This window comes from Proteus sp. FZP2095, assembly GCF_023701425.1.
GTDB classification, from domain to species: Bacteria; Pseudomonadota; Gammaproteobacteria; order Enterobacterales; family Enterobacteriaceae; genus Proteus; species Proteus cibarius.
The window spans coordinates 1,585,384-1,606,008 of record NZ_JAMQBJ010000001.1 but is presented as its reverse complement, the minus strand read 5'-3'; the positions used below and the strand labels follow the sequence as shown (position 1 = coordinate 1,606,008).

Below are 20,625 nucleotides of genomic sequence, written 5' to 3'. Positions count from 1 at the left end.
TATAACGATACCCGTTGCGAATGTAATGTACATCATTGTATAAGATTGTATATAGCGAGGTGGGCGCCGACTATACACCGAATAACATGTAAATAAAATGATGTATTTGCTAATAATAAAATTATGAAATTGTTTCTGAATTTAGATCAAAAAAATGCCCGCTTAAGCGGGCATTTGAGGAAATGAATCGTAACAGAAGGGATCTTGAGAAATTAATGCTCTGTTTTTTCTGTTACTGAACTATGATCATCATGTTTTTGGTGACGGTGATGACCATCGATCATACTGCGGAATGTTTGAGTAAAAGTGTCACCCAGAGTACATAAGTAGAAGTGCGCACAAATAAACATTAATGCCACGATCCCTAATACTAAGTGTGCTTTTAGCATCCAATAGCCTTCACCAAGTACTTCAGGATATAAACATAATAATCCAGTAACCAATAACAGCGGCACTAAACCAAACATCACTCCTAAGTAAGCGAGTTGTTGAAGAGGGTTAAACTTGTCAGTTTCAGTTGCTGCAAAAGGATGAGGTTCGCCTTTCATTATGCCATAAAGATAAAAGCGAGCTTGTTTGATGCAACGACCAATTAGCCCACTAAATCTTACTTTGTAATGTACACCATTACTGGTTGTTAGATTGATAAGGATAAAACCAATCCAAAATGCAATCAGTACAAAGCCACAGATCTTATGTAATAGCACCATTGAAGTGACATTACCGATAGAGAAGTGCCCTAAAAATCCACTCAATAGTAATAGGATAAACAGTAAAGCATTACCCCAGTGCCAAAAACGAATTGCTTTAGAGTATAAATAAACGCGTTCTTCTTCATAATGACCAGAATGTTTTGGTGCAAGGGCATAGCGTAGTAAGCCATGAATAACTAATACTGCTATCATAGCAACGATTAATAAACCGGCTGCCATTAACCATACAGGCCAATAATCTGGCGTATAATGGAGTTCTGCTCCCCAGATACTAGTCATGCTTTATCTCCCTGATGGATTTCTTTACGACGGAATAAACTTGGTTTTCCGACATTATCTAATTGGTATTGATAAACGGATTTTTGTTTGATCCAAGCCTGAATTTCAGGTGAGTCAATGCGACCAAAAGCAAGCGCATCTGTTGGGCATACCGATACACATGCAGGTAATTCACCTTCAGCTAATCGAGTATCAGAACAGAAGTTACATTTATCTGCGATATGCGTCATTGGGTTGATATAACGAACATGGTAAGGGCAAGCACCAACACAGTAATCGCAGCCGATACACAGCTCTTTTTTCACCTGAACGATACCATTCTCATCAATAAAAGAAGCACCAGTAGGGCAAACAGAAACACAAGGTGCATCTTCACAATGCTGGCAAGAAACACGGAAAAATTGGTAATGTGGATTACCCGCTTCGTCGTCATGAGGGCCTTGAATTTGGACTTGAAGCCGGCTAAATCCTTCAGGAATGTCATTGATGACTTTACACGCAACAGTACAAGCTTGGCAGCCAATACAACGCTTCTCATCATGTAACATGACAAATTGTTTATCATTATTGTTCATTGTTATTTTTTTCCTTAAGCCCGACTAATTCTGACACCTGATGTATGTACATCAGTACCTGATACAGGACTAATTTCATGAGGTAATAAGTTGCCACAGTGAACACCTGTTGTAGTCGCTGCTGTTCTCGCACCTGCTTTTGCACCTGATCCCATATAAACAAATACAGTGTCAGGGCGAATGCCTTCTGTTATCAAAGCATGTGCTTTTTCTTTGCCTATATTGTTTTCCAGAATGATTTCATCACCATGTTTAATTCCATGGTTTTTAGCTGTTTCAGGGTGAAGCCAAACAGGATTTTCCCACATTAATTCAGCTAATAACGGTACATATTGTGTTGCACCATTAGTATGAACGGCGACTTTACCTTGGATAAAATAAAGCTCGTCTTTTTCTTTTAATGGGAAGTTGTGGAAGCGTGGAATGCCGTAGTTTTCTAAACGGCTTTCTAATTCTTCAGAGTAGATTTCAATTAAGCCACTTGGTGATTTAAAGGAAAGGGCTTTTTCCATTGTATTGTTGCTATCAACATGTTTAATTGCATCTGGATATTGCTCAACAAAGGCTTTTACATAAGAAGGTTCGCGTAATAACAGTGGAATACCATAAGAGATATAGCCTTTTTTATGCATCTCTTTATAAAGTTCTTCACTACCATTAACTTGATAAAGCTGTCTTACTCCCATATTTTCCCAAGGGAAACAGGCTTCTAATCCTAATGCTTTACCTAATTCCATCCAAATTAACCAACTTGGTTTAGTATCACCAATCGGTTCGACAACTTGCTGGCGTAATGCATAAGCTGGGTTTAAACCTGAAACATCAGCAACTTCTTCATCACGTTCTAAATAGGTACATTCAGGTAAAAGATAATCGGCATAAGCGGCACTTTCACTTAAATACACATCACAGCTAACAATTAAGTCTAATTTCTGTGCGGCTTTCTCTAGATCAGGACGACAACTCACTGTTTGGAATGGGTTATGACGAGACATAATCCATGCTCGTGTTTGATACGGCACGCCTTCTAATGTTGAATCGATAATTGATTGAACAATACCGCCACCTTTATTGATGTACTTAAATTGAGGAGCTGTTGCATCAATACGTTTTGCGGTAATTTCAGGCATACCTTTAACGCTTGGTTTCGCTAATTCAGGTGCAACATCAATACCTGCTAATTTGTTGTATTTTGTCGCTGCTTTTTTCTGATACATACCGCCTTCACGTTCAATGTTGCCAAGTAACGCATTGAAGGTGAAGATCATTCTACGCATATTAATTTCTTCTTTATTAAAGGTTGCGCGGTGACCTGGCATAATCAGTGCGTGAGGTGCTTTTGCTGCAATCTCACGAGCAATACGAACAATATCTTTAGCTGGAACATCAGAATGTGCTTGAGCCCATTCAGGGGTTGTGTCTTGTAGAACCTCTTTTAATTGTGGGAAACCTATCGTAAATTTCTCAATAAACGCTTTATCGTAGAGATCTTCTTTAATTAAGATATGGCACATTGCCATCAGAACAGGTAAATCTCCACCAGGGCGGATTGCGAACCACTCATCTGCTTTACTTGAAACAACAGACAAACGAGGGTCAAAACTGACGAGTTTTGCGCCACGTTCTTGTGCTGTCATCAGTTCATGAGTTTCGGCGACTTCAATACCTTCATAAAGGTTATGACCAAAAGAGAGAATATATTTAGAATTCGCTAAATCCATCTTAAGATCACCGCCCATCATAACGGATGCTGCGATAGCTTTTCCTGCTGGACAAGTAGATGCGTGTGTAAAGGTGTTTGGAGAGCCAAAAGCGGCCGCCAAATGGAAAAGATGAGAAGAAAGTGAACCTGATTTAGATGAAAAAGAGATACTTTCTGCACCATAATTTTGTTTTATGGCATTCATCTTTTCTGCAATTTCTTTATAAGCTTGTTCCCAGCTTATCACTTCCCACTCACCAGCGCCTCGTGGGCCTTTGTGTTTCATGGGTTTGACAATTCTGTTTGGATCATTAACTAGGCTAACACCACTTCCGCCTCTTGCACAAACTCGGCTACTTTGGTGTTCAGCATTTCTATTTCCTTGGATAAAGACGGTCTTGTTGTTAACAACCTGGGCTTCTATCGGACAACGATAAGAACACATTTCACACAGGCTAGGTGTTAATGTTGACTGACCCTTAAGAGAATCTACAGGATTAAATGCAAGTGCACCTGGTGGTAAACTACTCACGGTACAACCCACACATCCTATCCCCATCCCCTTAATGAAAGAACGACGACTAATACTCATATAACCTCCAGTTTCTTCTTATAGCTAAATATTATATACGGACGGTTAAATAAATATTTGAAGGCGTCTCCATTTTATTAATCCATAAGTGATGAGTTAGTTGTAAATAATAAATAATAGAGAATAAGAAGTTAATAAATATCACTAAATAAATTAACTAAAATAGACAAAATCAAATGATAATTATTTTCTTCTATTGAATGCTATTATAAAAATTTGGGGAAGGAATAGGGGATTTTAAGGGATATGACATTAATGGATAGTTCTTTTAAATTCACAGGCTTATATCATCAATTTGTTTTATTAAAGTGTATTTAAAATATATGATTAATAATAATTAAAGTTTGACAAAAAAGCCTATCGATATATAATTATTTATATATCGAAATGACATTATATTGTAATTAATTTGTTATTTGAAAATCATAATAAATAATACTTTTGATGTTATTTAAATCCAGTTTCTTCTTAAATTATCTTCTTATGAAAAATAGCTAACTTATTATTATGATGATAAATGCAAATAAAATAGAAAAATAAATAGGTGTTTTTTTATACAATAAATATTCATCGAGACGTGATCAGATTGATACTAAAAATGAGACAATTTATAAATTATTGTTCATTATGTTTAAATATTAATTAATGATATTAATCGTTATGGAACTGTGTCGTGATTGTCAAAAAGAGATATTTTTTGTTTTATGTGTCTCAATAGCATTAATGCTAGGTGAAGATGCGTAGGAAAAAGATGAAGTGAAATGTTAAAAAATGGCGACTCTTTTGAATATTCAAAGTCACCATCTTATGTGTAGTCGTTATTGTTTTTTCCGTTATTTGTTGTCTTGGTATTGTCTATATAGAAGAAAGGATTTAAAACAGCATGACAATTAAAACAAGACTCAATAACAGAGGATAAACTCTTGCGTGCCATTTATCAGGAATGCGAGATAAAAAACGTTCAGAGATCTTCAAGCCAACCCAAGTACTACAAATCAGAATAAGTGCAGCTTTTAACCAAATATAACCAATAAAACCTGATTCACTATTTAAAGGTGAGGTAAAAGAAAGGGCGACATAAGTAAATGTTGCCGTGAGAGCTAAAGGTAAGGTTAATGCATTTGCCATTGCTACTGATTGTGCCATGGGTGTTCCTCTACGGCGCAATAAAGGTACTGTCATGACACTTCCACCAACGCCTAAAAAAGCAGCAATAATACCAATCACTGTACCATTAATACTTTCTTTTGCTTTAGTTACTGTTTTTGAGTTGTGAGTCGGAGCCATAAAACCGGGGCGAAAATAACAATCTAAAATAGTGATAAAAAGATAACCAATAAAGATCCATTTGATCCACGTACCTTCAACTGTTAATGCGAGAAGAGCACCTAAGATCCCACCAAAAGCGATACCCATAAACAGAATGGACATGATATTCCAATCAAGCCTTTTGGCTTTATGGTGTTTAATGGTGGTGACTGTCGCAGAAAACAACATAATTAATGCAGAGGTAGCAACTGCGATTTGCATAGCATGTTCAGCAGGTAAGCTGTCTATTCCCCAAAGTGTCAGAATAAGTGTATAGAGTAAGGGAACAGTGACAAAACCACCGCCAAAGCCAAATAACCATGTTGTGATGCCTGAAATTAAACCAAAAGAAATCAGCCAGAGTGTCATTTCAAATCTCCTGTTGAGTCAGGAGATTAACAATATAGAATAAAGTGATGGCTTACCCACGCGATAATGACAAGTTTATACGAATTTAGGACAATTTAAATATTATGCGTAATATCGATATCAACAGTGTGGATGATCTTCCTCGTGATATTTTGGCATTAGGCTCTGATTATCCTTATGACACATTACTTGAAGCTCATCATCATCGGCGTGCGCAATTTTTATATGCCCCTAGTGGGGTAATGAAAGTTAAAACAGAAGATGGTCAATGGATTGTATTGCCTTACAGTGGCGTGTGGATCCCTGCAGAAAAAGTACATCAAGTGCTAATGTTGGGTAGTAGTACTTATAGTCTCTATATTGAGCCTAATAAAATTCCTCGTCATTCAGAATATTGTGAGGTTTTACAAGTTTCCCCTCTGCTTCATCAGTTATTACTTTCTGCCAATGAACTTCCTTTACTTTATGATTTAGGTGGGCGAGATAGCGCATTATTGACTTTGCTTTGTCATGAATTATCCCAAGCTAAGCCATTACCTTATTTTACGCCATTACCGCAACATGCTTTATTAGATGAATTGTGTACTGAATTTATGTCACGACCTAATATTCGCACAACACCAGAAATGTGGGCTGAAAAATTAAATAAGAGTCTACGTACATTTACTCGTCTTTTTCATAAGGAGACAGGACTTTCTTTTCGAGATTGGCGTCAAAAAGCGTGTTTAATGTATGCGTTAACCGCTTTAAAGAAAGGAGATTCAGTCACTGAGGTTGCTTTAGAGCTGGGTTATGAAAATCCGAGCGCTTTTAGTGCAATGTTTAATAAAGAGATGGGATATTCACCGAAATTGTTTTTAAAACGATTGAAAGAGTTTTAATAAAACAGATATATATAAGAGTAAACATAATTAGTGATAATGATATTTATCAGATACTTTTTAAGTCAAATTGCATTGTTCAAAAAAGAAACAAAAAAATTCCTTCCAATATCAGTGCGTTAAAACTTGATTAATAGAGAGTGAGGGGGGTAAAATGTAGCCCGTCCATAAGTCATGCTTTATCTTCCTACGTATGTTCCCTTAGTTAAATGGATATAACAAGCCCCTCCTAAGGGCTAGTTACAGGTTCGATTCCTGTAGGGAACGCTCTGAATCCATTCGTATTAGTTCGCCTTCGTTCGTAAAATCCCACAAAATTCAATATACACAATAATTTCCTTTCCGTTGTGGTTCTTATTAGTTCGTTGGAAAACCTCTATCTTTATTGGATAAATTTTTTCTCCAGCGAGATTTTACCCAAAATGTTAACTGTAAAGCAGACATCATCATTTAAAGCAAAAGATAAACCGTATAAGGGCTCTGGTGGTATCTATTTGTGTCGGTAACACATCAAACATTCAATTTCATGGACAATAAATAATTACTGCGATGGTAGAAAGTATTGTTTATGTAGCAATGAAGTCGATTGTAGAAAATCTTGGTATGAGTTGGTTGATTAAATCAAAAAAATCAATAAAAACAATGATAAATACAACTTTGTTCATATGAATATGGTCGTTATAGATAAAGAATTACGTAATATTTTATGTATGGCATTAAAGAAATTAAATGGTTGGCTGCTCAGGATTAACTCATCTAAGGTGAAAGAAGGTATCCGTAACTATTCCGACTATAGCCGAAATCAGACGATTGTTTTGCAATTATTATTAAATATACTGTGTTTGTATACAGTTATTGTGTGCAGTTGAATATAAAAAGGAATTTATATGAGTGATAATGAAGATAGAGATATTCGGATTGAAATAACCGATGGCGTCAGTAGTCATGATTACTATGATTATGATGAAGATGATAACTCAAATTACACAGATAATGACGATGAAGATCGAGACAGAAACGAAAGAGAAAGAGATATTCAAGATGCCTCTGATATTGATTTAAACCAATATCCTGAAAAGCTAGTAATGGCATCAGCTGGTCTCCCTGCTTTAGGTTTCCTTACCTATCAAGGTGTTCTTAGTTTTACATCAACTCCATTTGTTTCCGCTAATATTAAGAGTGTCTTTTCTAAGTCATTGACAGCGTTGAGAGCTAGTGCATTAGAAGCAATTTCTATTGCTCCAAAACTGGCTAGAGTTACAGGTGTCGGAATTGCAATCGAAGGATTGTGGCCAAGTAGTAATATTATGTCTACTCAAGCTGAAATGGCTCTGCTGGGAAAATACGGTGTTTTAGACAGAGATATTTTTGATAGAAATAAATCTCGTAAAGTTACAACCATGCCTGCTGATATTGTTACTAATCAAATTAGCAACATTGGTAAAAAAACATCATTAAGTATACATACTCAGGTTATGTCTGCTTTAGATAAGAATACTGGAAAGCAACGAACCATTGTATCAACGGGTCAGGCTATTAGTATTCCAATCGTAAAAGCAACAGCAACAAGCACACCTAATGTTTATACCGCTCCTATTATTGCAGGCGCAAAGTCAGTGCGTATTAGCGTTTCTGAAAACAAAGTAGATAAAAATAAACAGGTAGTCATCAACTCTAAGCCTAATGCTAGATATTATATTCCTTCATCTAAATTAAAGACTCATCATGCGATTGTTGATTTTGGCGGAAAGCATGAAGCTCTTTATGTCTCTATTATTGACGTTATTGATATAAATAATGAAAAGCAAATAGTGGAAAAAGAATGGGCTGAATGGTCGACTCTATATCCTTTAGAAGCCGCATTATTAGAACTTGAAGAAGCAAAAAAAAGATTAGCTGATATTGATAAACAATATCAGGCTCAAGTTGCTGTTATTAATAAACTCAAAGCCACGCCAGAAGGTTTGGCGTTAGCCGATCCTGTTAAAAATCCTCTTATTTATAAACAGGACAGCAAGCAATTAAAAATAACAAAACAAGAAGTTAAATTTAATGACAAAGAGTTATTAAAAGCAATTTTGAGTCGGCCTAATGACTATCCTAACATAGTTGTTCAAAAATTAGCTAAAGAGTCTATTAAGGGGCCTCAGTTATTTGCTGTTGCAGCTCTTTTAAGTGCTTTATGTGATTCAATTTTAAAAACCCACGCTCAAATCGAAGATGCAAAGAAAAAACTGGCTCCCATTCTCGAATCACGAAAAAAAGCAGAGGGAAAGAAAAAAGCTGCTGAGGATAAAGTTAAGATTGAGCAGGATAAAAAACGCCAAGGTGTTAGAGAAAAAGGTCATGATTATCACCCAGCACCTAAGACTGAAGAAATTAAAGGATTGGGAGAATTAAAACGAGGGAAAGATAAAACACCGAAACAAGGTGGGGGTGGTACTCGTAAGCGCTGGATTGGGGATAAAGGGCGTAAAATTTATGAATGGGATTATCAACATGGTGAAATTGAAGGTTATCGTGCAAGCGATGGTCAGTATCTTGGCGCGTTTGATCCAAAGACGGGCAATCAGTTGAAACCTGCTGATCCAAAACGTAATATCAAAAAATACTTGTAAGGATAATATTATGGGATTGAAAATTGATTTAACTTGGTTCGATAAAAAGACTGAAAGTTTTATTGGTGAAGAATATTCGGTCGATCTGGGAGATGACGATACGGTTATTGAACAGACTGTTAATCCGACAGAAAACATCATAAATGCAGGTAGCTTCGATGTTATTTCCGCATGGGTTCCTTACCTACAGAAATATATCAAACATAAAATTGAACTAAATAAATACGATTACCAGGTAGCATTTGATTATCGTGATAAGTGGTAATGAACAAACGTATATAATATTTATTCGTATCGTTTTGAAAGCCTCTTAGCGGAGGCTTTTTTGTTCCAAATGACGATCTAGAAAAATCAGTAAGTTAATCAGTCTTAACACACTCACCTTCAATAAAATCCTCTCCGTCATTTTCGTATTTCACCAGGCAACACTCTCCTCGTAAGCCATACCGACTAACTACACAGCGAACACCAGGTGATGAACTTGAGCTTTGGTATTTATTTTGTCTTCACTCGTAACTGGACACTTTCTCTAGCAAACCATCTTTAACCATGCTATCTAATGTTCTGCGGGTAGATTCGAGAATATTTTTCTTATCAAAAGGATCTATTTCTTTAAGCATCGCACTACTCTATTTTCAAATACTGCACTGAATTTCCATCTGGCAACTTCTTACTACTCTCACGATAAAACGCTAACCGTTCATTAAAGTACTCTCGCAAATGTGCCAGTTGTTGTTGTTCAACTTCGGACGCAACGACTGGCATGTTTAGACATTCTATATGCGACACCACTTGTGGCTAAATCGACATTAATCTTGTCTTTTTCTTCTTGAGTTAGATTAGCTAAGTTCATATCGGATCCAGTTAGTTTTTGGAGAGTATAGCGAGGAGGGGGATTAAAAATGAAGGGAGGGTATAAAAGTATCACCTTTCTCACAGGTTCGATCTACAAATTAACTTCACTTTTCTTGATTGGGTAAAATATTTTAAATTCTATAATTTCCACATATAAATCAATATCAACTCCATTGTTTGTGGAGTCTGTAGGGAACGCTATCTATTACCTATTTTGTAAATTTAGAAATTATTCCTAGAGCAGTGTTTATCAATCCACGCTATTATCGCTATTATTTTGCTTCCTCATTCAATAATCAGTAATAAATTTAGGTTTTTATATGGATATAAAATCAATTAATGATATTCGATATTTAAAGTTTTTATTTATTACTTATTTTTTTCTGCTGGTGGGGTGTAATTCTAGGCCTACTGATGTCCTCGTACCTCCTGAAAATTTTTATCAAGCTTCAGAAAAAGTTTATCGTTCAGGGCAACCAACACGCGGTGAAATGAAATGGTTAGAAGCCCAAGGTATCAAGACGATTATTAACTTACGTGAATATCATAGTGATAGTGATGATGTAAAAGGCACGCAACTAGAAACTTTTCACGTAAAAATGAACGCAGGTAGAATTAATGATAAGGACGTCATTGAGGTATTACGTAAAATAAATAGCACGTCTGATCCTGTGTTAGTGCATTGTTGGCATGGCAGTGATCGCACAGGGACTGTTATAGCAATGTATCGGCTAATATTTGAGAATTGGACAAAAGAGCAGGCAATCGCTGAATTAAGAAAAAAAGAATATGGCTATCACGAACTCTTTTTTCCTAATATTGTTCAATACTTAGAAGAAGTTGATATTTCCTCAATAAAACAACAAGTCTTTAATTAACAGGTTGCAGATAAATAAACTATTGATTTAATATGCTATTTAAGAAATGAAAATAGCGTATGCTAAATAATAAAGATGATCTTTATAAATTTATGTGGAAATAAAATGTCAGACAATCAGATTAACTTGATGTCAGAAATCACTTGCCCGTATTGTCATACTCTATTAAACCCCCTTGAAGGCGATTGTTGTGTGTTTTGTTCTTATGGAACAGTACTTTGCCCACCGATTCAAAAAGCAAAATTATCTGGAAAAACATCATGTGGTTGCCAATATGAGAGAAAATAATTATTTATCTATAACAGTTAAATAAAATAATTTTATATTCAAAGGTAAATTAAATATCAATTAATTTATTGGTTTGATTTTAAAAATATATTCTTGTTTAAAAAATAAATTACTGCTAGATTTTATTTAGTCTATTTATAAGGTTTATTTTTATGTCATATTTCACAACCTCTCCAGCAATTATTATTACCATCACTTAGTGGTGGGGATTGGTTGTATTAAGAACCCGCCAGATAAGCGGGTTTTTTTATTTTTAAACTCCTTATCTGGTACAAAGATAAAGATAAGGACAATAAATGTTTACTTCAGAAGAAGTTGATCAACATACCCAATCTCTAACGCAGCTAATTGTAAATGCAGACCAAGCTATTACTGACGAAAATTTTGAGTATCTAATGAGTTTTTATACTGAAAATGGCACGTTAGTGGTTAAAGATGATTTGCATGTTTCTGGTAAGCCTTCACTAAAAAAAGCATTTATGACAATTGCTGGATTTTTTAATCACTCATTACAAGTTTCTCAAGGAAGAGTGAAAGCTATTTTTGGTGAAGATTGTGCACTTGTTTTAGCACAAACACTTTTAAGTGCAAATATGCCAAATGAAGGAAAGTTTAATACAGTAAGAGAAGCCACTTATGTTTTTAAACTTATTAATGACCAATGGCTTTGTGTTATAGATAACTCTTATGGAACTGATTTATTAAAATCATCTTCTGATGCTCGTTTGCATTTTTTCTGTGGAAAAATTGCTTCTGGTAAATCAACGTTAGCAAAATCATTTGCTAAATCGCCCAGAACGGTATTAATCAATGAAGATGAATGGTTATCGCGACTTTATCCAAATCAAATAAAGACAGTAACTGACTATATTGAAAAAAGTGAGTTAGTGAAGGGGGTATTAAGCGAACATATTGCAGTTCTTCTTAATGCTGGAAATACCGTTATTATGGATTTTCCAGCGAATACACCAAAGCAGCGAAAATGGCTAAAATCATTAGCTGATAATACGGGAATGCCTTATTTATTTCATGTTTTGAAAGTAGAAAGTGCTGAGTGTAAAAAACGATTATCTTTACGTAATCAATCAGATGAGAATCCGTTTAAAACCACAGAAGTAGAGTTTGATTTTATTACACAGCATTTTTCGTACCCTGATCCAGAAGAGCGATTAGTGATAAAAGAATATAATTAAATAACATCATAGATTTTTATATTAGCCCATAATATTGGGCTAATATTTTAAATCAGCTCGATAAGATAATCACAAAAACCGAATTATCTTATAAGATCAAAGCCTAATAAAAGTACCACTTATCATGCATTGACAGTATTATGTGTAGAGTTTATGAATATGCGAACTATGATGCTGTCCATCATAAGATAATTAGCGGAGAACATTATGAAGTATCGCCTGTGCGGTGTTGCTCTTTCAGTCGCCTTACTTTCAGGATGTGCAAGTACCCCTAATAATGGGGAGGGGCGCTCTGACCCATTGGAAGGGTTCAACCGCCAGATGTTTGATTTTAACTACTATGTTTTAGACCCCTATATCTTACGCCCTGTTGCGGTTGTTTGGCGTGATTATGTGCCACCACCAGCAAGAAATGGCTTATCTAACTTTTTAGGTAACTTAGAAGAGCCGGCAAGTATGGTAAACAGCGTATTGCGTGGTGACTTTGAGAAGGGGGCAAAACATTTTGGTCGTTTCTGGATTAATACCGTTTTTGGCATGGGTGGCTTAATAGATGTTGCTGGTATGTCTAAAGAAACGATGGAAAAAGAAGTCCCAATGCGATTTGGTAGCACGTTAGGTCATTATGGTATGGATTATGGCCCTTATGTGGTTGTACCGGGCTATGGTAGCTTTACTGTCCGTGAAGAGGGCGGTGACTGGGCTGACTTAACGTATCCTATGCTGAGTTATTTAACATTTTGGATGTCAGCAGGTAAGTGGGCATTAGAGGGCATTGAAACACGGGCACAATTGCTCGACTCTGATGCGATTTTACAAAATTCTTCTGATCCATACTTAATGATGCGCGAAGCTTATTTCCAGCGTAACGACTTCCAAGCAGATGGCACTGTAAAAGAAAATCCTAATGCGAAAGCCATTGAGGATGACTTAGATTCTATCGATTAGTTTATTATCTTTGTTAGCTTGATGAATAAATAAAAAATGGTCTTAAAAAAGACCATTTTTTGTATAAAAAGCACAGTGAAAAATTAGAAACGGTAATTAAAGTTCATACCGTATAACCATGCTTTACCTGATGACTCGAATTCATAGGTAGGTGAAAGTGGTGTTTCAGCCAGTTTCTCTTTGATGGTGACTTTTTTACCGTGCATATACGCTAAGCCAACATCAACAGACATATCTTTGTTAAATGCGTAGGTTGCCCCTGCACTTAACCAGAAACGGTCTTGGTCAGGAATAGAAATTGAACGTTTATCAGCAGGAACAGGGCTGTCATCAAAAGCAATACCAGTACGGAATGTCCAGTTATCATCGTGATAATAGGTTGTACCTAAAGCAACACGCCATGCATCACGGAAGCCTTCTTCTTTCTTGAAGAGTTGCTGACCATCACTCTTACGAGTGGCTCTTAGCTCTTCGAAAGCACTCCAGCTTGTATAAGCGAAGTTATAGTGTACCGCCCATTTTGGTGCAACGCGGTGATAAGCGGCAAATTCCCAAATTTCAGGTAAATTAAGGTCAAGTTTACCTTTAATGGTTTCACCGTTAGTACCAATAATACCCATATCATTAAGTGCAGGCAGTGGTGGTAGATCATTTTGGTATTCACCATCTTTAAATTTCACTTTGACTTTAGAACGGTAAGTGAAACTAATACGGTTACCTTCGTCGAATTCATATAATAAACCGGCGTTCCAACCAAAGCCCCATGCATCACCCTTCAATTGAGCAAAGCGGTCACTTGGCGATAGGCTTGATAAATATTTACCTAATCCTTGATATTGAGGGTTTGAGCTATTTGATAATTTGGAACCTAAAACTTTACCTGCTTCACCCACATGACGAGTAATTTCAGCATCAGCATAAAGGGCATTTAACCCTAAACCAACACTAAATTGATTATTTACTCGATAACCTGCACTTAAGTTTAAGTTCATGGTTTTTAAATCGGTTTTACCACCGATGAGTCCTGCAGGATAATCGCTTGGAAAATCTGTTGCTAAACCAAAGTTTGTGGTACCTGATGCACCAATCGCCCATTTATCATTAATAGGGGCAACAAAGTGGATATTAGGGACTAATGCACTTGGTGCGATATCTTTTGCAGTGGTATCAGTGCCAGTGAGAGGTGATTTACCTTTAACATCAACGCCTGGATTAATAAGGATAGCACCGACAGAGAATTCAGGGCGATCGAACATGGTAAGTGCAGCTGGGTTACGGCTACCTACGCTTGCGTCATCGGCGATAACGCCTTCCCCTGAAAATGCACGCCCTAGTGCTGAAGTAGAATATTCATTTAACTGAAAACCGGCAGCGCCTGCTTGAGAGGAAATTGCTCCTACAATGGCAGCTAGTGCTGTGCGAGTAAACAGGTTTTTACGGTTCATGACCTAAACCCTCATAATTTTTTTAAGTTAGTAACTTCTGATTAGAAGCGCTGGATTTTAGGTGCGGTTGTCGTTATGACAAATCAGACCAGTTGATTAAGTATAAAGTTGATTACCCCAAATGTTGCAAGTATGTTTTGAAAATATTTCCATTTAGATTCAATAATTGAGATTTGGTTAACATATTTTTCACAAAATATGCCAATAAAGATGTTTTTGATTGTTAAGTAAACAGAATAATCAATTATTTTTGTAAAATTGTAATAAAATTTGAGCTAAAGCAGTTTATTTTATTTTTTTGCGATTATGATAGATAATTAACATTTCTTTCGTTGGGAGACTAAAATGGCAGACGCAATTAATCGTTGTAGTGCAGAAGAAACCGCTGCTTGCTGTTGTGTAGATGTGGGTACTATTATTGACAATAAGAATTGCACAGCGTCATATCAGCATGTCTTCGCTGATAAAGCACAAGCGCAAGCAATGTTAGATCAACTTAGTGCAAAAGCACAATCTATCGCTTCAGAGCCTTGCAAAATCGATCAACAATTTGCTGATGTTGATGGTGGTGTTCAACTTACCGCTGATTTTACATTCTCTTGTGAAGCAGAAAACCTAATTTTCCAGTTAGGATTACGTTAATCCTCTGAAATTAATAGATTTAAGGCTGTTGAAATTCGACAGCCTTTTTTATATCTCTCGTTCACCCCATTCTCTTTTCTATCATTATTGTTAAGTTTCAGACATTTAATCGAAATATTGAGCGCTAACTCCCACTTCTCGTAAAATGACGTTTCTGAAAGGTGAAATTTTTGTTAACACTATTGTCAGGTCAGACCTCTTTGGTGTTAGGAAATCATTTTGTCAGGAGCCGTTATGAAGTCATCAACGAACAGTGCTATGAAAGATCGCATCGCCATTATCAGCGGGCTACGCTTACCTTTTGCTAAACAAGCGACTGCGTATCGAGGAGTACCTGCAGTTGAATTAGGGCGTTCAGTGGTTCAAGAATTAGTGACTCGCAATGAAATTCCTCCCGAAATTATTGATCAACTTGTTTTCGGTCAAGTGGTTCAAATGCCAGAGGCACCTAACATTGCCAGAGAAATTGTTCTTGGCGCAGGGTTAAGTGTAAAAACTGATGCTTATAGTGTAACAAGAGCATGTGCAACAAGCTTTCAGGCGATTGCTAATGTTGCTGAAAGCATGATGGCTGGACATGTTTCTGTCGGTATTGCTGGTGGTGCAGACTCTTCTTCAGTTTTGCCTATCGGCGTTAGTAAAAAGCTTGCGGATGTTTTATTAAGCCTTAATAAGGCCAAATCATTAGGTCAGAAATTAAGTTATTTAAGCCAATTACGATTTCGTGATCTCCTTCCTGTGGCACCCGCAGTTGCTGAATATTCAACGGGGTTGCGTATGGGAGATACAGCGGAGCAAATGGCAAAGACTTATCATATTTCCAGAGTTGCTCAAGATGAATTAGCGCATCGTTCTCATCAATTAGCAACGAAAGCATGGGAAATGGGTAAATTAGATGATGAAGTCATGACTGCGTTTTTCCCACCTTACAAAGAAGGTTTTCATCAAGATAACAATATTCGTAAAAATTCAGTTCTTGATTCTTATGCCAAACTCAAACCAGCCTTTGATCGTCGCCATGGTAGTGTCACTGCCGCAAACAGTACGCCATTAACCGATGGCGCAGCCGCTGTATTAATGATGAAAGAATCTGTTGCCAAAAGTCTCGGTTATCAGCCTTTAGGTTATTTGCGTAGTTATGCTTTTACAGCGACAGATGTTTGGAAAGATATGCTATTGGGACCATCATATGCCACACCACTTGCGCTTTCTCGCGCTGGTCTTGCATTGAGTGATTTAACGTTAATTGATATGCATGAAGCTTTTGCTGCACAAACATTAAGCAATTTGACACTATTTGCCAGTGAGCGTTTTGCTAAAGAGCAACTAGGATTATCCAAGGCGATTGGAGAAGTGGATATGGATAAATTTAATGTGCTAGGCGGTTCTATTGCTTATGGGCACCCATTTGCAGCGACTGGCGCAAGAATGGTCACACAGACACTACATGAGCTTAAACGTCGAGGTGGAGGATTTGGGTTAACCACTGCTTGTGCGGCTGGTGGATTAGGTGCAGCGATGATTTTGGAGGTGGAATAATGGAACAACAAACAACACTAGAAAAATCATCTGTTTTTCAATTCTCAGTTCGTAATGACAAAGTAGGCATTATCACTATTGATGTTATTGGTGAAAAAGTAAACACACTAAAAGCAGAGTTTGTACAGCAGTTTCAAGATGTTTTAAAGCAGGCTCAGCAACACTCCGGTGTAAAAGGATTGATTATCACTTCGGGTAAAACAGACAGTTTTATTGCGGGTGCGGATATCTCCATGATTGCGGGTTGTAAAACCAAAGAAGAAGCGAGTGCATTAGCAAAAGCAGGGCAGGATCTTTTTACGCAACTTGAAAATTACCCATTGCCTGTTGTAGCGGCTATCAATGGTGCATGCCTTGGTGGAGGGCTTGAATTAGCCTTAGCCTGTCATGGACGAATTTGTTCTGATAATAATAAAACACGTTTAGGGCTTCCTGAAGTGCAACTTGGATTACTACCAGGCTCTGGCGGAACTCAACGTTTACCTCGTCTTATTGGTGTGACATCTGCGTTAGATATGATTTTAACGGGTAGACAAATTAATGCGAAACGAGCCTTAAAATTAGGCCTTGTAAACGATGTTGTCTCACAAGATATTCTATTAGAAGTTGCAGCTAAATGGATTTTATCAGGTAAAAAAGATCAGAAAAAACATTCGATAATGGATCGCTTTTGGGCAAATACGACTTTAGGTAGAAATATATTGTTTGGGCAAGCAAAAAAACGCACATTAGCCAAGACGAAAGGCCACTATCCAGCTGCAGAGCGTATTCTTCATGTTATTGAACGAGGCCTTGAGAAAGATATTCAAACAGGTTTTAAAGAAGAGGCTAATGCGTTTGGTGAACTAGCGATGACACCCGTTTCATCGGCATTAAGACATCTCTTTTTTGCCTCTACGGCACTTAAAAATGAAACTGGATCATCCGAGAAACCAGATAATTTACACCATATCGGTATTTTAGGTGGTGGATTAATGGGCGGTGGTATTGCTTTTGTGACTGTAACAAAAGGTAATTTACCAGCAAGAATTAAAGATATTAGCGATAAAGGAATTGCTCAGGCGCTTAATTATAGTTGGAAAGCGCTTTCAGCCAAAGTAAGCAAAAAAAGGTTATCTCCACGCGAACGTCAACGTCAAATGGGGCTACTCTCGGGTTCATTGGATTATAGCGGTTTTCATCAATCAAATATTATTGTTGAAGCGGTTTTTGAAGATCTGGCTTTAAAACAGAAAATGGTCGCAGATATCGAAGAAGTAGGAAAAGGTAAAATCATTTTTGCTTCAAATACCTCTTCACTTCCTATTCATAAAATTGCAGAAACAGCAAAATACCCAGAAAAAGTGATCGGGCTTCACTATTTTAGTCCAGTAGAAAAAATGCCTTTGGTTGAAGTTATTCCGCATGAAAATACCGATGAAAAAACGATTGCTACAACTGTAGCTTTTGCGAAAAAGCAGGGCAAGGTTGCAATAGTTGTTGGTGATAAACCAGGATTCTATGTTAACCGTATTCTTGCTCCTTATATCAGTGAAGCATTGACATGCTTAGTACAAGGAGAACCTATTGAGAATATTGATAAAGCACTTGTTCAGTTTGGTTTTCCCGTAGGGCCTATTCAGTTATTGGATGAAGTGGGTATCGATATTGGCACAAAAATAACACCAATATTAGTGAATGCATTTGGTGACAGATTTGCCTCTCCTCCTGCTGTGGATGCCATTATTGCTGATGATAGAAATGGTCGTAAAAATGGACGAGGTTTTTATCTTTATGCAAAACATGCATTACCTTTTTCTTTAAGTAAAAATAAAAAACAGCCTGATCCGGCTATATATCGGTTATTACGAATTAAACCTAAAAGCCAATTATCTTCCTCTGAAATTACGGAGCGTTGTTTATTATTAATGTTAAATGAGGCCGTTCGTTGTTTAGATGAAAATATTATAAAGCAACCACGAGATGGTGATATTGGTGCTGTATTTGGTATCGGTTTTCCTCCTTTTTTTGGTGGTCCATTCCGTTATATGGACAGTATGGGAACAACAAAAGTGGCAGAAAAGCTCAATCAACTTGCCGATAAATACGGAGAAAAATATCGCCCTTGTGAGCGTTTAGTCGAAATGGCTAAACGAAATGAACGTTTTTACGATTAAGGTCATCACTTTACCATTGCTTTTTCCTTTTGTGACACTTGTTTTGATTGAGGCGCTTAGGCGCCTTTTTTCTTGTACTTTTTGCGTCAGATTAATAATTGATGAATTTTTAATGGAAAAAGAGGTCGAAAGTGTTAATGATAGCCAGATATGGCAAAATAGTTATTTGAAAATAAATTTAAAAACGAAATTTTTTAAAATAAAATTCTGAAAATGATGTTGATTTGTAAACCAACGGCATGATCTTAAAAAGATTAATAATGCTATTGCAATTAGGGTATTGAAGATTTTTATATGGGGATATATTGATTTAAACTGAATTAAATTAAGTATCTTAAAACTGTAAATACCAGTAATTACAAAAATAAAATAGGTTTGATAATTTACTATGCAAATTTTTATTATGCGCCACGGAGAAGCGGCTCTTGATGCTGCCAGTGATGCACTAAGACCACTGACTGAGCGTGGAAAAAGTGAATCAATAAAAATGGCTGAATGGATGATAAAGCAAGGACATATAATTGATTATGTTTTAGTCAGCCCTTATTTACGTGCTCAACAGACATTGGATGCAGTAAAAGCAGATTTAGCGCTCCCTAATAAAATAGAAACAGATGATGGACTTATCCCAGGAGGTAATCCTTCACATGTTGCACATTACTTACGTGCCTTGGGTGATATAGGATATAAAAATATTCTTGTTATTTCTCACTTACCTTTAGTGGGTTATGTTGTCGCTGAACTCTGCCCTGCGGTATGTGCTCCTATGTTTTCAACATCAACCATTGCCTGTGTTGATTTTGATTTATCAAAAGGTGCAGGGGAGTTGCTATGGCAAGTATCACCCTCAACATTGAAATAAAAATTTAAATCAACTAACTAAGTAAATAATTAACACCTTATTTCACCCGATAGGTGATTTAAGGGTTAATGCAATAGAATTTTTGAGGTTTAGCGGCGAGCAATATCGTCGTTTTCTACGAGTACTAATAATGCGGCATCACCTCCCCATTCTTTAGGGGCTTGATGAAAAGCAATTACATCAGGGTGTTGTGCTAACCAAAGAGGTGTTTGTTGTTTTAAAATATGTTTGCCATGCCCATGCATAATACAGGCACAATAAACATGCTCTCGTCTACATGCCGCAATCAATGCGCCAATCTCTTGTTTTGCAATTAACTGTGTTAATCCGTGCAAATCTAGAAAAAACTCAGGTACATAATCACCACGACGTAGCTTTTTTAATTCATAAGCATTAGCGCCTTCCCTTAAATAGCGCATTGGGCCTTCTGTGGCTAAGTTAGGCTGAAATTCATCTGAAAAATAATAAGAGGCATCAACTTGCTCTTGTTGCAGACGTTCAGGCGCGTAATGTGTCACTTTTTTACGTTTTGGCGAATGAAGTATTTTATCTTGAGGTAATTTCTTAGTACCTTTTATCATCTCCTGAAACAACTCAATTTCAGAAGGAGGTAATGAAAATTTTTTATTCATTTTTTACGATTCTTCATAGTGTTACTGTCTTTATAAGGCAATAGTACATGAAATAGTGTCAGAGATAAAAAAGTATAGGCCATAAATTTAGCGTAAAAAAAAGCAGGGAATTTACCCTGCCGAAATAGTCACATAGTTAGCAAATATAGG

The 20,625-nt window shown here is 36.7% G+C and carries 18 protein-coding genes, 1 tRNA gene and 1 pseudogene; 13 read left to right on the top strand and 7 right to left on the bottom strand.

The window, feature by feature from the left end; all coding sequences use genetic code 11:
- Positions 1-212: 212 nt before the first annotated feature.
- From phsC to NBG71_RS07780, 4 genes are all read right to left on the bottom strand, one after another.
- Positions 213-992: a thiosulfate reductase cytochrome B subunit gene (gene phsC, locus NBG71_RS07795; protein WP_075670540.1), complete on the bottom strand. Its 780-nt coding sequence runs from the start codon at positions 990-992 to the stop codon at positions 213-215.
- Positions 989-1,567: a 4Fe-4S dicluster domain-containing protein gene (locus NBG71_RS07790; RefSeq protein ID WP_023581663.1), complete on the bottom strand. Its 579-nt coding sequence runs from the start codon at positions 1,565-1,567 to the stop codon at positions 989-991. The genes phsC and NBG71_RS07790 overlap by 4 nt, the downstream gene beginning before the upstream one ends.
- Positions 1,568-1,581: 14 nt before the next feature.
- Positions 1,582-3,861 (bottom strand): thiosulfate reductase PhsA, encoded by a 2,280-nt coding sequence (gene phsA, locus NBG71_RS07785; protein WP_159241928.1) that lies wholly within the window; start codon positions 3,859-3,861, stop codon positions 1,582-1,584.
- An 873-nt stretch (positions 3,862-4,734) separates the two neighbouring features.
- A complete protein-coding gene (locus NBG71_RS07780; protein WP_250916741.1) occupies positions 4,735-5,538 on the bottom strand; it encodes a sulfite exporter TauE/SafE family protein in 804 nt (267 codons plus the stop codon).
- Between the two features lie 104 nt (positions 5,539-5,642).
- Between NBG71_RS07780 and NBG71_RS07775 the strand changes: the two genes are divergently transcribed.
- The 5 genes from NBG71_RS07775 to NBG71_RS07760 all read left to right on the top strand — a co-directional run bounded on the left by NBG71_RS07775 (position 5,643) and on the right by NBG71_RS07760 (position 9,302).
- Positions 5,643-6,419 (top strand): AraC family transcriptional regulator, encoded by a 777-nt coding sequence (locus NBG71_RS07775; RefSeq protein ID WP_075670546.1) that lies wholly within the window; start codon positions 5,643-5,645, stop codon positions 6,417-6,419.
- Positions 6,420-6,614: 195 nt separating this feature from the next.
- Positions 6,615-6,686, top strand: a tRNA-Arg gene (locus tag NBG71_RS07770).
- Between the two features lie 353 nt (positions 6,687-7,039).
- Positions 7,040-7,288, top strand: a complete 249-nt coding sequence (locus NBG71_RS18850) for a phage antirepressor N-terminal domain-containing protein (RefSeq protein WP_226891915.1) — start codon at positions 7,040-7,042, stop codon at positions 7,286-7,288.
- 18 nt (positions 7,289-7,306) lie between these two features.
- Complete coding sequence (locus NBG71_RS07765) at positions 7,307-9,037, top strand: colicin E3/pyocin S6 family cytotoxin (protein WP_250916740.1); 1,731 nt, start codon at positions 7,307-7,309, stop codon at positions 9,035-9,037.
- 10 nt (positions 9,038-9,047) lie between these two features.
- The gene (locus tag NBG71_RS07760; RefSeq protein ID WP_046335368.1) at positions 9,048-9,302 is read left to right on the top strand and encodes a colicin E3-like toxin immunity protein; all 255 of its coding nucleotides are present in this window, start codon (positions 9,048-9,050) and stop codon (positions 9,300-9,302) included.
- Between the two features lie 359 nt (positions 9,303-9,661).
- On the opposite strand, the pseudogene NBG71_RS07755 reads toward NBG71_RS07760, so the two are convergent.
- Positions 9,662-9,890, bottom strand: a pseudogene (locus NBG71_RS07755) (DNA polymerase III subunit theta).
- A 322-nt stretch (positions 9,891-10,212) separates the two neighbouring features.
- On the opposite strand from NBG71_RS07755, the gene NBG71_RS07750 reads away from it, so the two are divergent.
- The 4 genes from NBG71_RS07750 to mlaA all read left to right on the top strand — a co-directional run bounded on the left by NBG71_RS07750 (position 10,213) and on the right by mlaA (position 13,199).
- A complete protein-coding gene (locus NBG71_RS07750) occupies positions 10,213-10,770 on the top strand; it encodes a fused DSP-PTPase phosphatase/NAD kinase-like protein (RefSeq protein ID WP_219495191.1) in 558 nt (185 codons plus the stop codon).
- Between the two features lie 105 nt (positions 10,771-10,875).
- Positions 10,876-11,058: a GDCCVxC domain-containing (seleno)protein gene (locus NBG71_RS07745; RefSeq protein WP_219495190.1), complete on the top strand. Its 183-nt coding sequence runs from the start codon at positions 10,876-10,878 to the stop codon at positions 11,056-11,058.
- 296 nt (positions 11,059-11,354) lie between these two features.
- Entirely contained in the window at positions 11,355-12,251 is an 897-nt protein-coding gene (locus NBG71_RS07740) for an AAA family ATPase (protein ID WP_250916739.1), read from the top strand.
- A gap of 207 nt (positions 12,252-12,458) precedes the next feature.
- Positions 12,459-13,199: a phospholipid-binding lipoprotein MlaA gene (mlaA, locus tag NBG71_RS07735; protein ID WP_075670556.1), complete on the top strand. Its 741-nt coding sequence runs from the start codon at positions 12,459-12,461 to the stop codon at positions 13,197-13,199.
- Positions 13,200-13,282: 83 nt separating this feature from the next.
- On the opposite strand, the gene fadL is transcribed toward mlaA, so the two are convergent.
- The gene (gene fadL, locus NBG71_RS07730; protein ID WP_250916738.1) at positions 13,283-14,644 is read right to left on the bottom strand and encodes a long-chain fatty acid transporter FadL; all 1,362 of its coding nucleotides are present in this window, start codon (positions 14,642-14,644) and stop codon (positions 13,283-13,285) included.
- Between the two features lie 345 nt (positions 14,645-14,989).
- Between fadL and NBG71_RS07725 the strand changes: the two genes are divergently transcribed.
- The 4 genes from NBG71_RS07725 to sixA all read left to right on the top strand — a co-directional run bounded on the left by NBG71_RS07725 (position 14,990) and on the right by sixA (position 19,843).
- Positions 14,990-15,286, top strand: a complete 297-nt coding sequence (locus NBG71_RS07725; protein WP_075670560.1) for a YfcZ/YiiS family protein — start codon at positions 14,990-14,992, stop codon at positions 15,284-15,286.
- Between the two features lie 234 nt (positions 15,287-15,520).
- Positions 15,521-16,825: an acetyl-CoA C-acyltransferase FadI gene (gene fadI / locus NBG71_RS07720; protein ID WP_075670562.1), complete on the top strand. Its 1,305-nt coding sequence runs from the start codon at positions 15,521-15,523 to the stop codon at positions 16,823-16,825.
- Positions 16,825-18,981: a fatty acid oxidation complex subunit alpha FadJ gene (gene fadJ, locus NBG71_RS07715; RefSeq protein ID WP_156733733.1), complete on the top strand. Its 2,157-nt coding sequence runs from the start codon at positions 16,825-16,827 to the stop codon at positions 18,979-18,981. The genes fadI and fadJ overlap by 1 nt, the downstream gene beginning before the upstream one ends.
- A 388-nt stretch (positions 18,982-19,369) precedes the next feature.
- On the top strand, positions 19,370-19,843 hold the full coding sequence (gene sixA / locus NBG71_RS07710) for a phosphohistidine phosphatase SixA (RefSeq protein WP_250916737.1): 474 nt from the start codon (positions 19,370-19,372) through the stop codon (positions 19,841-19,843).
- 89 nt (positions 19,844-19,932) lie between these two features.
- Here the strand turns inward: sixA and smrB are convergent, their stop codons facing one another.
- The gene (gene smrB, locus NBG71_RS07705; RefSeq protein ID WP_075670570.1) at positions 19,933-20,475 is read right to left on the bottom strand and encodes an endonuclease SmrB; all 543 of its coding nucleotides are present in this window, start codon (positions 20,473-20,475) and stop codon (positions 19,933-19,935) included.
- Between the last annotated feature and the right edge of the window lie 150 nt (positions 20,476-20,625).

What these genes read in the sequence shown, in the direction of transcription:
- phsC (WP_075670540.1), bottom strand. Translation starts at nt 992, where the DNA reads ATGACTAGTATCTGGGGAGCAGAACTCCATTATACGCCAGATTATTGG.
- NBG71_RS07790 (WP_023581663.1), bottom strand. Translation starts at nt 1,567, where the DNA reads ATGAACAATAATGATAAACAATTTGTCATGTTACATGATGAGAAGCGT.
- phsA (WP_159241928.1), bottom strand. Translation starts at nt 3,861, where the DNA reads ATGAGTATTAGTCGTCGTTCTTTCATTAAGGGGATGGGGATAGGATGT.
- NBG71_RS07780 (WP_250916741.1), bottom strand. Translation starts at nt 5,538, where the DNA reads ATGACACTCTGGCTGATTTCTTTTGGTTTAATTTCAGGCATCACAACA.
- NBG71_RS07775 (WP_075670546.1), top strand. Translation starts at nt 5,643, where the DNA reads ATGCGTAATATCGATATCAACAGTGTGGATGATCTTCCTCGTGATATT.
- NBG71_RS07765 (WP_250916740.1), top strand. Translation starts at nt 7,307, where the DNA reads ATGAGTGATAATGAAGATAGAGATATTCGGATTGAAATAACCGATGGC.
- NBG71_RS07760 (WP_046335368.1), top strand. Translation starts at nt 9,048, where the DNA reads ATGGGATTGAAAATTGATTTAACTTGGTTCGATAAAAAGACTGAAAGT.
- NBG71_RS07750 (WP_219495191.1), top strand. Translation starts at nt 10,213, where the DNA reads ATGGATATAAAATCAATTAATGATATTCGATATTTAAAGTTTTTATTT.
- NBG71_RS07745 (WP_219495190.1), top strand. Translation starts at nt 10,876, where the DNA reads ATGTCAGACAATCAGATTAACTTGATGTCAGAAATCACTTGCCCGTAT.
- NBG71_RS07740 (WP_250916739.1), top strand. Translation starts at nt 11,355, where the DNA reads ATGTTTACTTCAGAAGAAGTTGATCAACATACCCAATCTCTAACGCAG.
- mlaA (WP_075670556.1), top strand. Translation starts at nt 12,459, where the DNA reads ATGAAGTATCGCCTGTGCGGTGTTGCTCTTTCAGTCGCCTTACTTTCA.
- fadL (WP_250916738.1), bottom strand. Translation starts at nt 14,644, where the DNA reads ATGAACCGTAAAAACCTGTTTACTCGCACAGCACTAGCTGCCATTGTA.
- NBG71_RS07725 (WP_075670560.1), top strand. Translation starts at nt 14,990, where the DNA reads ATGGCAGACGCAATTAATCGTTGTAGTGCAGAAGAAACCGCTGCTTGC.
- fadI (WP_075670562.1), top strand. Translation starts at nt 15,521, where the DNA reads ATGAAGTCATCAACGAACAGTGCTATGAAAGATCGCATCGCCATTATC.
- fadJ (WP_156733733.1), top strand. Translation starts at nt 16,825, where the DNA reads ATGGAACAACAAACAACACTAGAAAAATCATCTGTTTTTCAATTCTCA.
- sixA (WP_250916737.1), top strand. Translation starts at nt 19,370, where the DNA reads ATGCAAATTTTTATTATGCGCCACGGAGAAGCGGCTCTTGATGCTGCC.
- smrB (WP_075670570.1), bottom strand. Translation starts at nt 20,475, where the DNA reads ATGAATAAAAAATTTTCATTACCTCCTTCTGAAATTGAGTTGTTTCAG.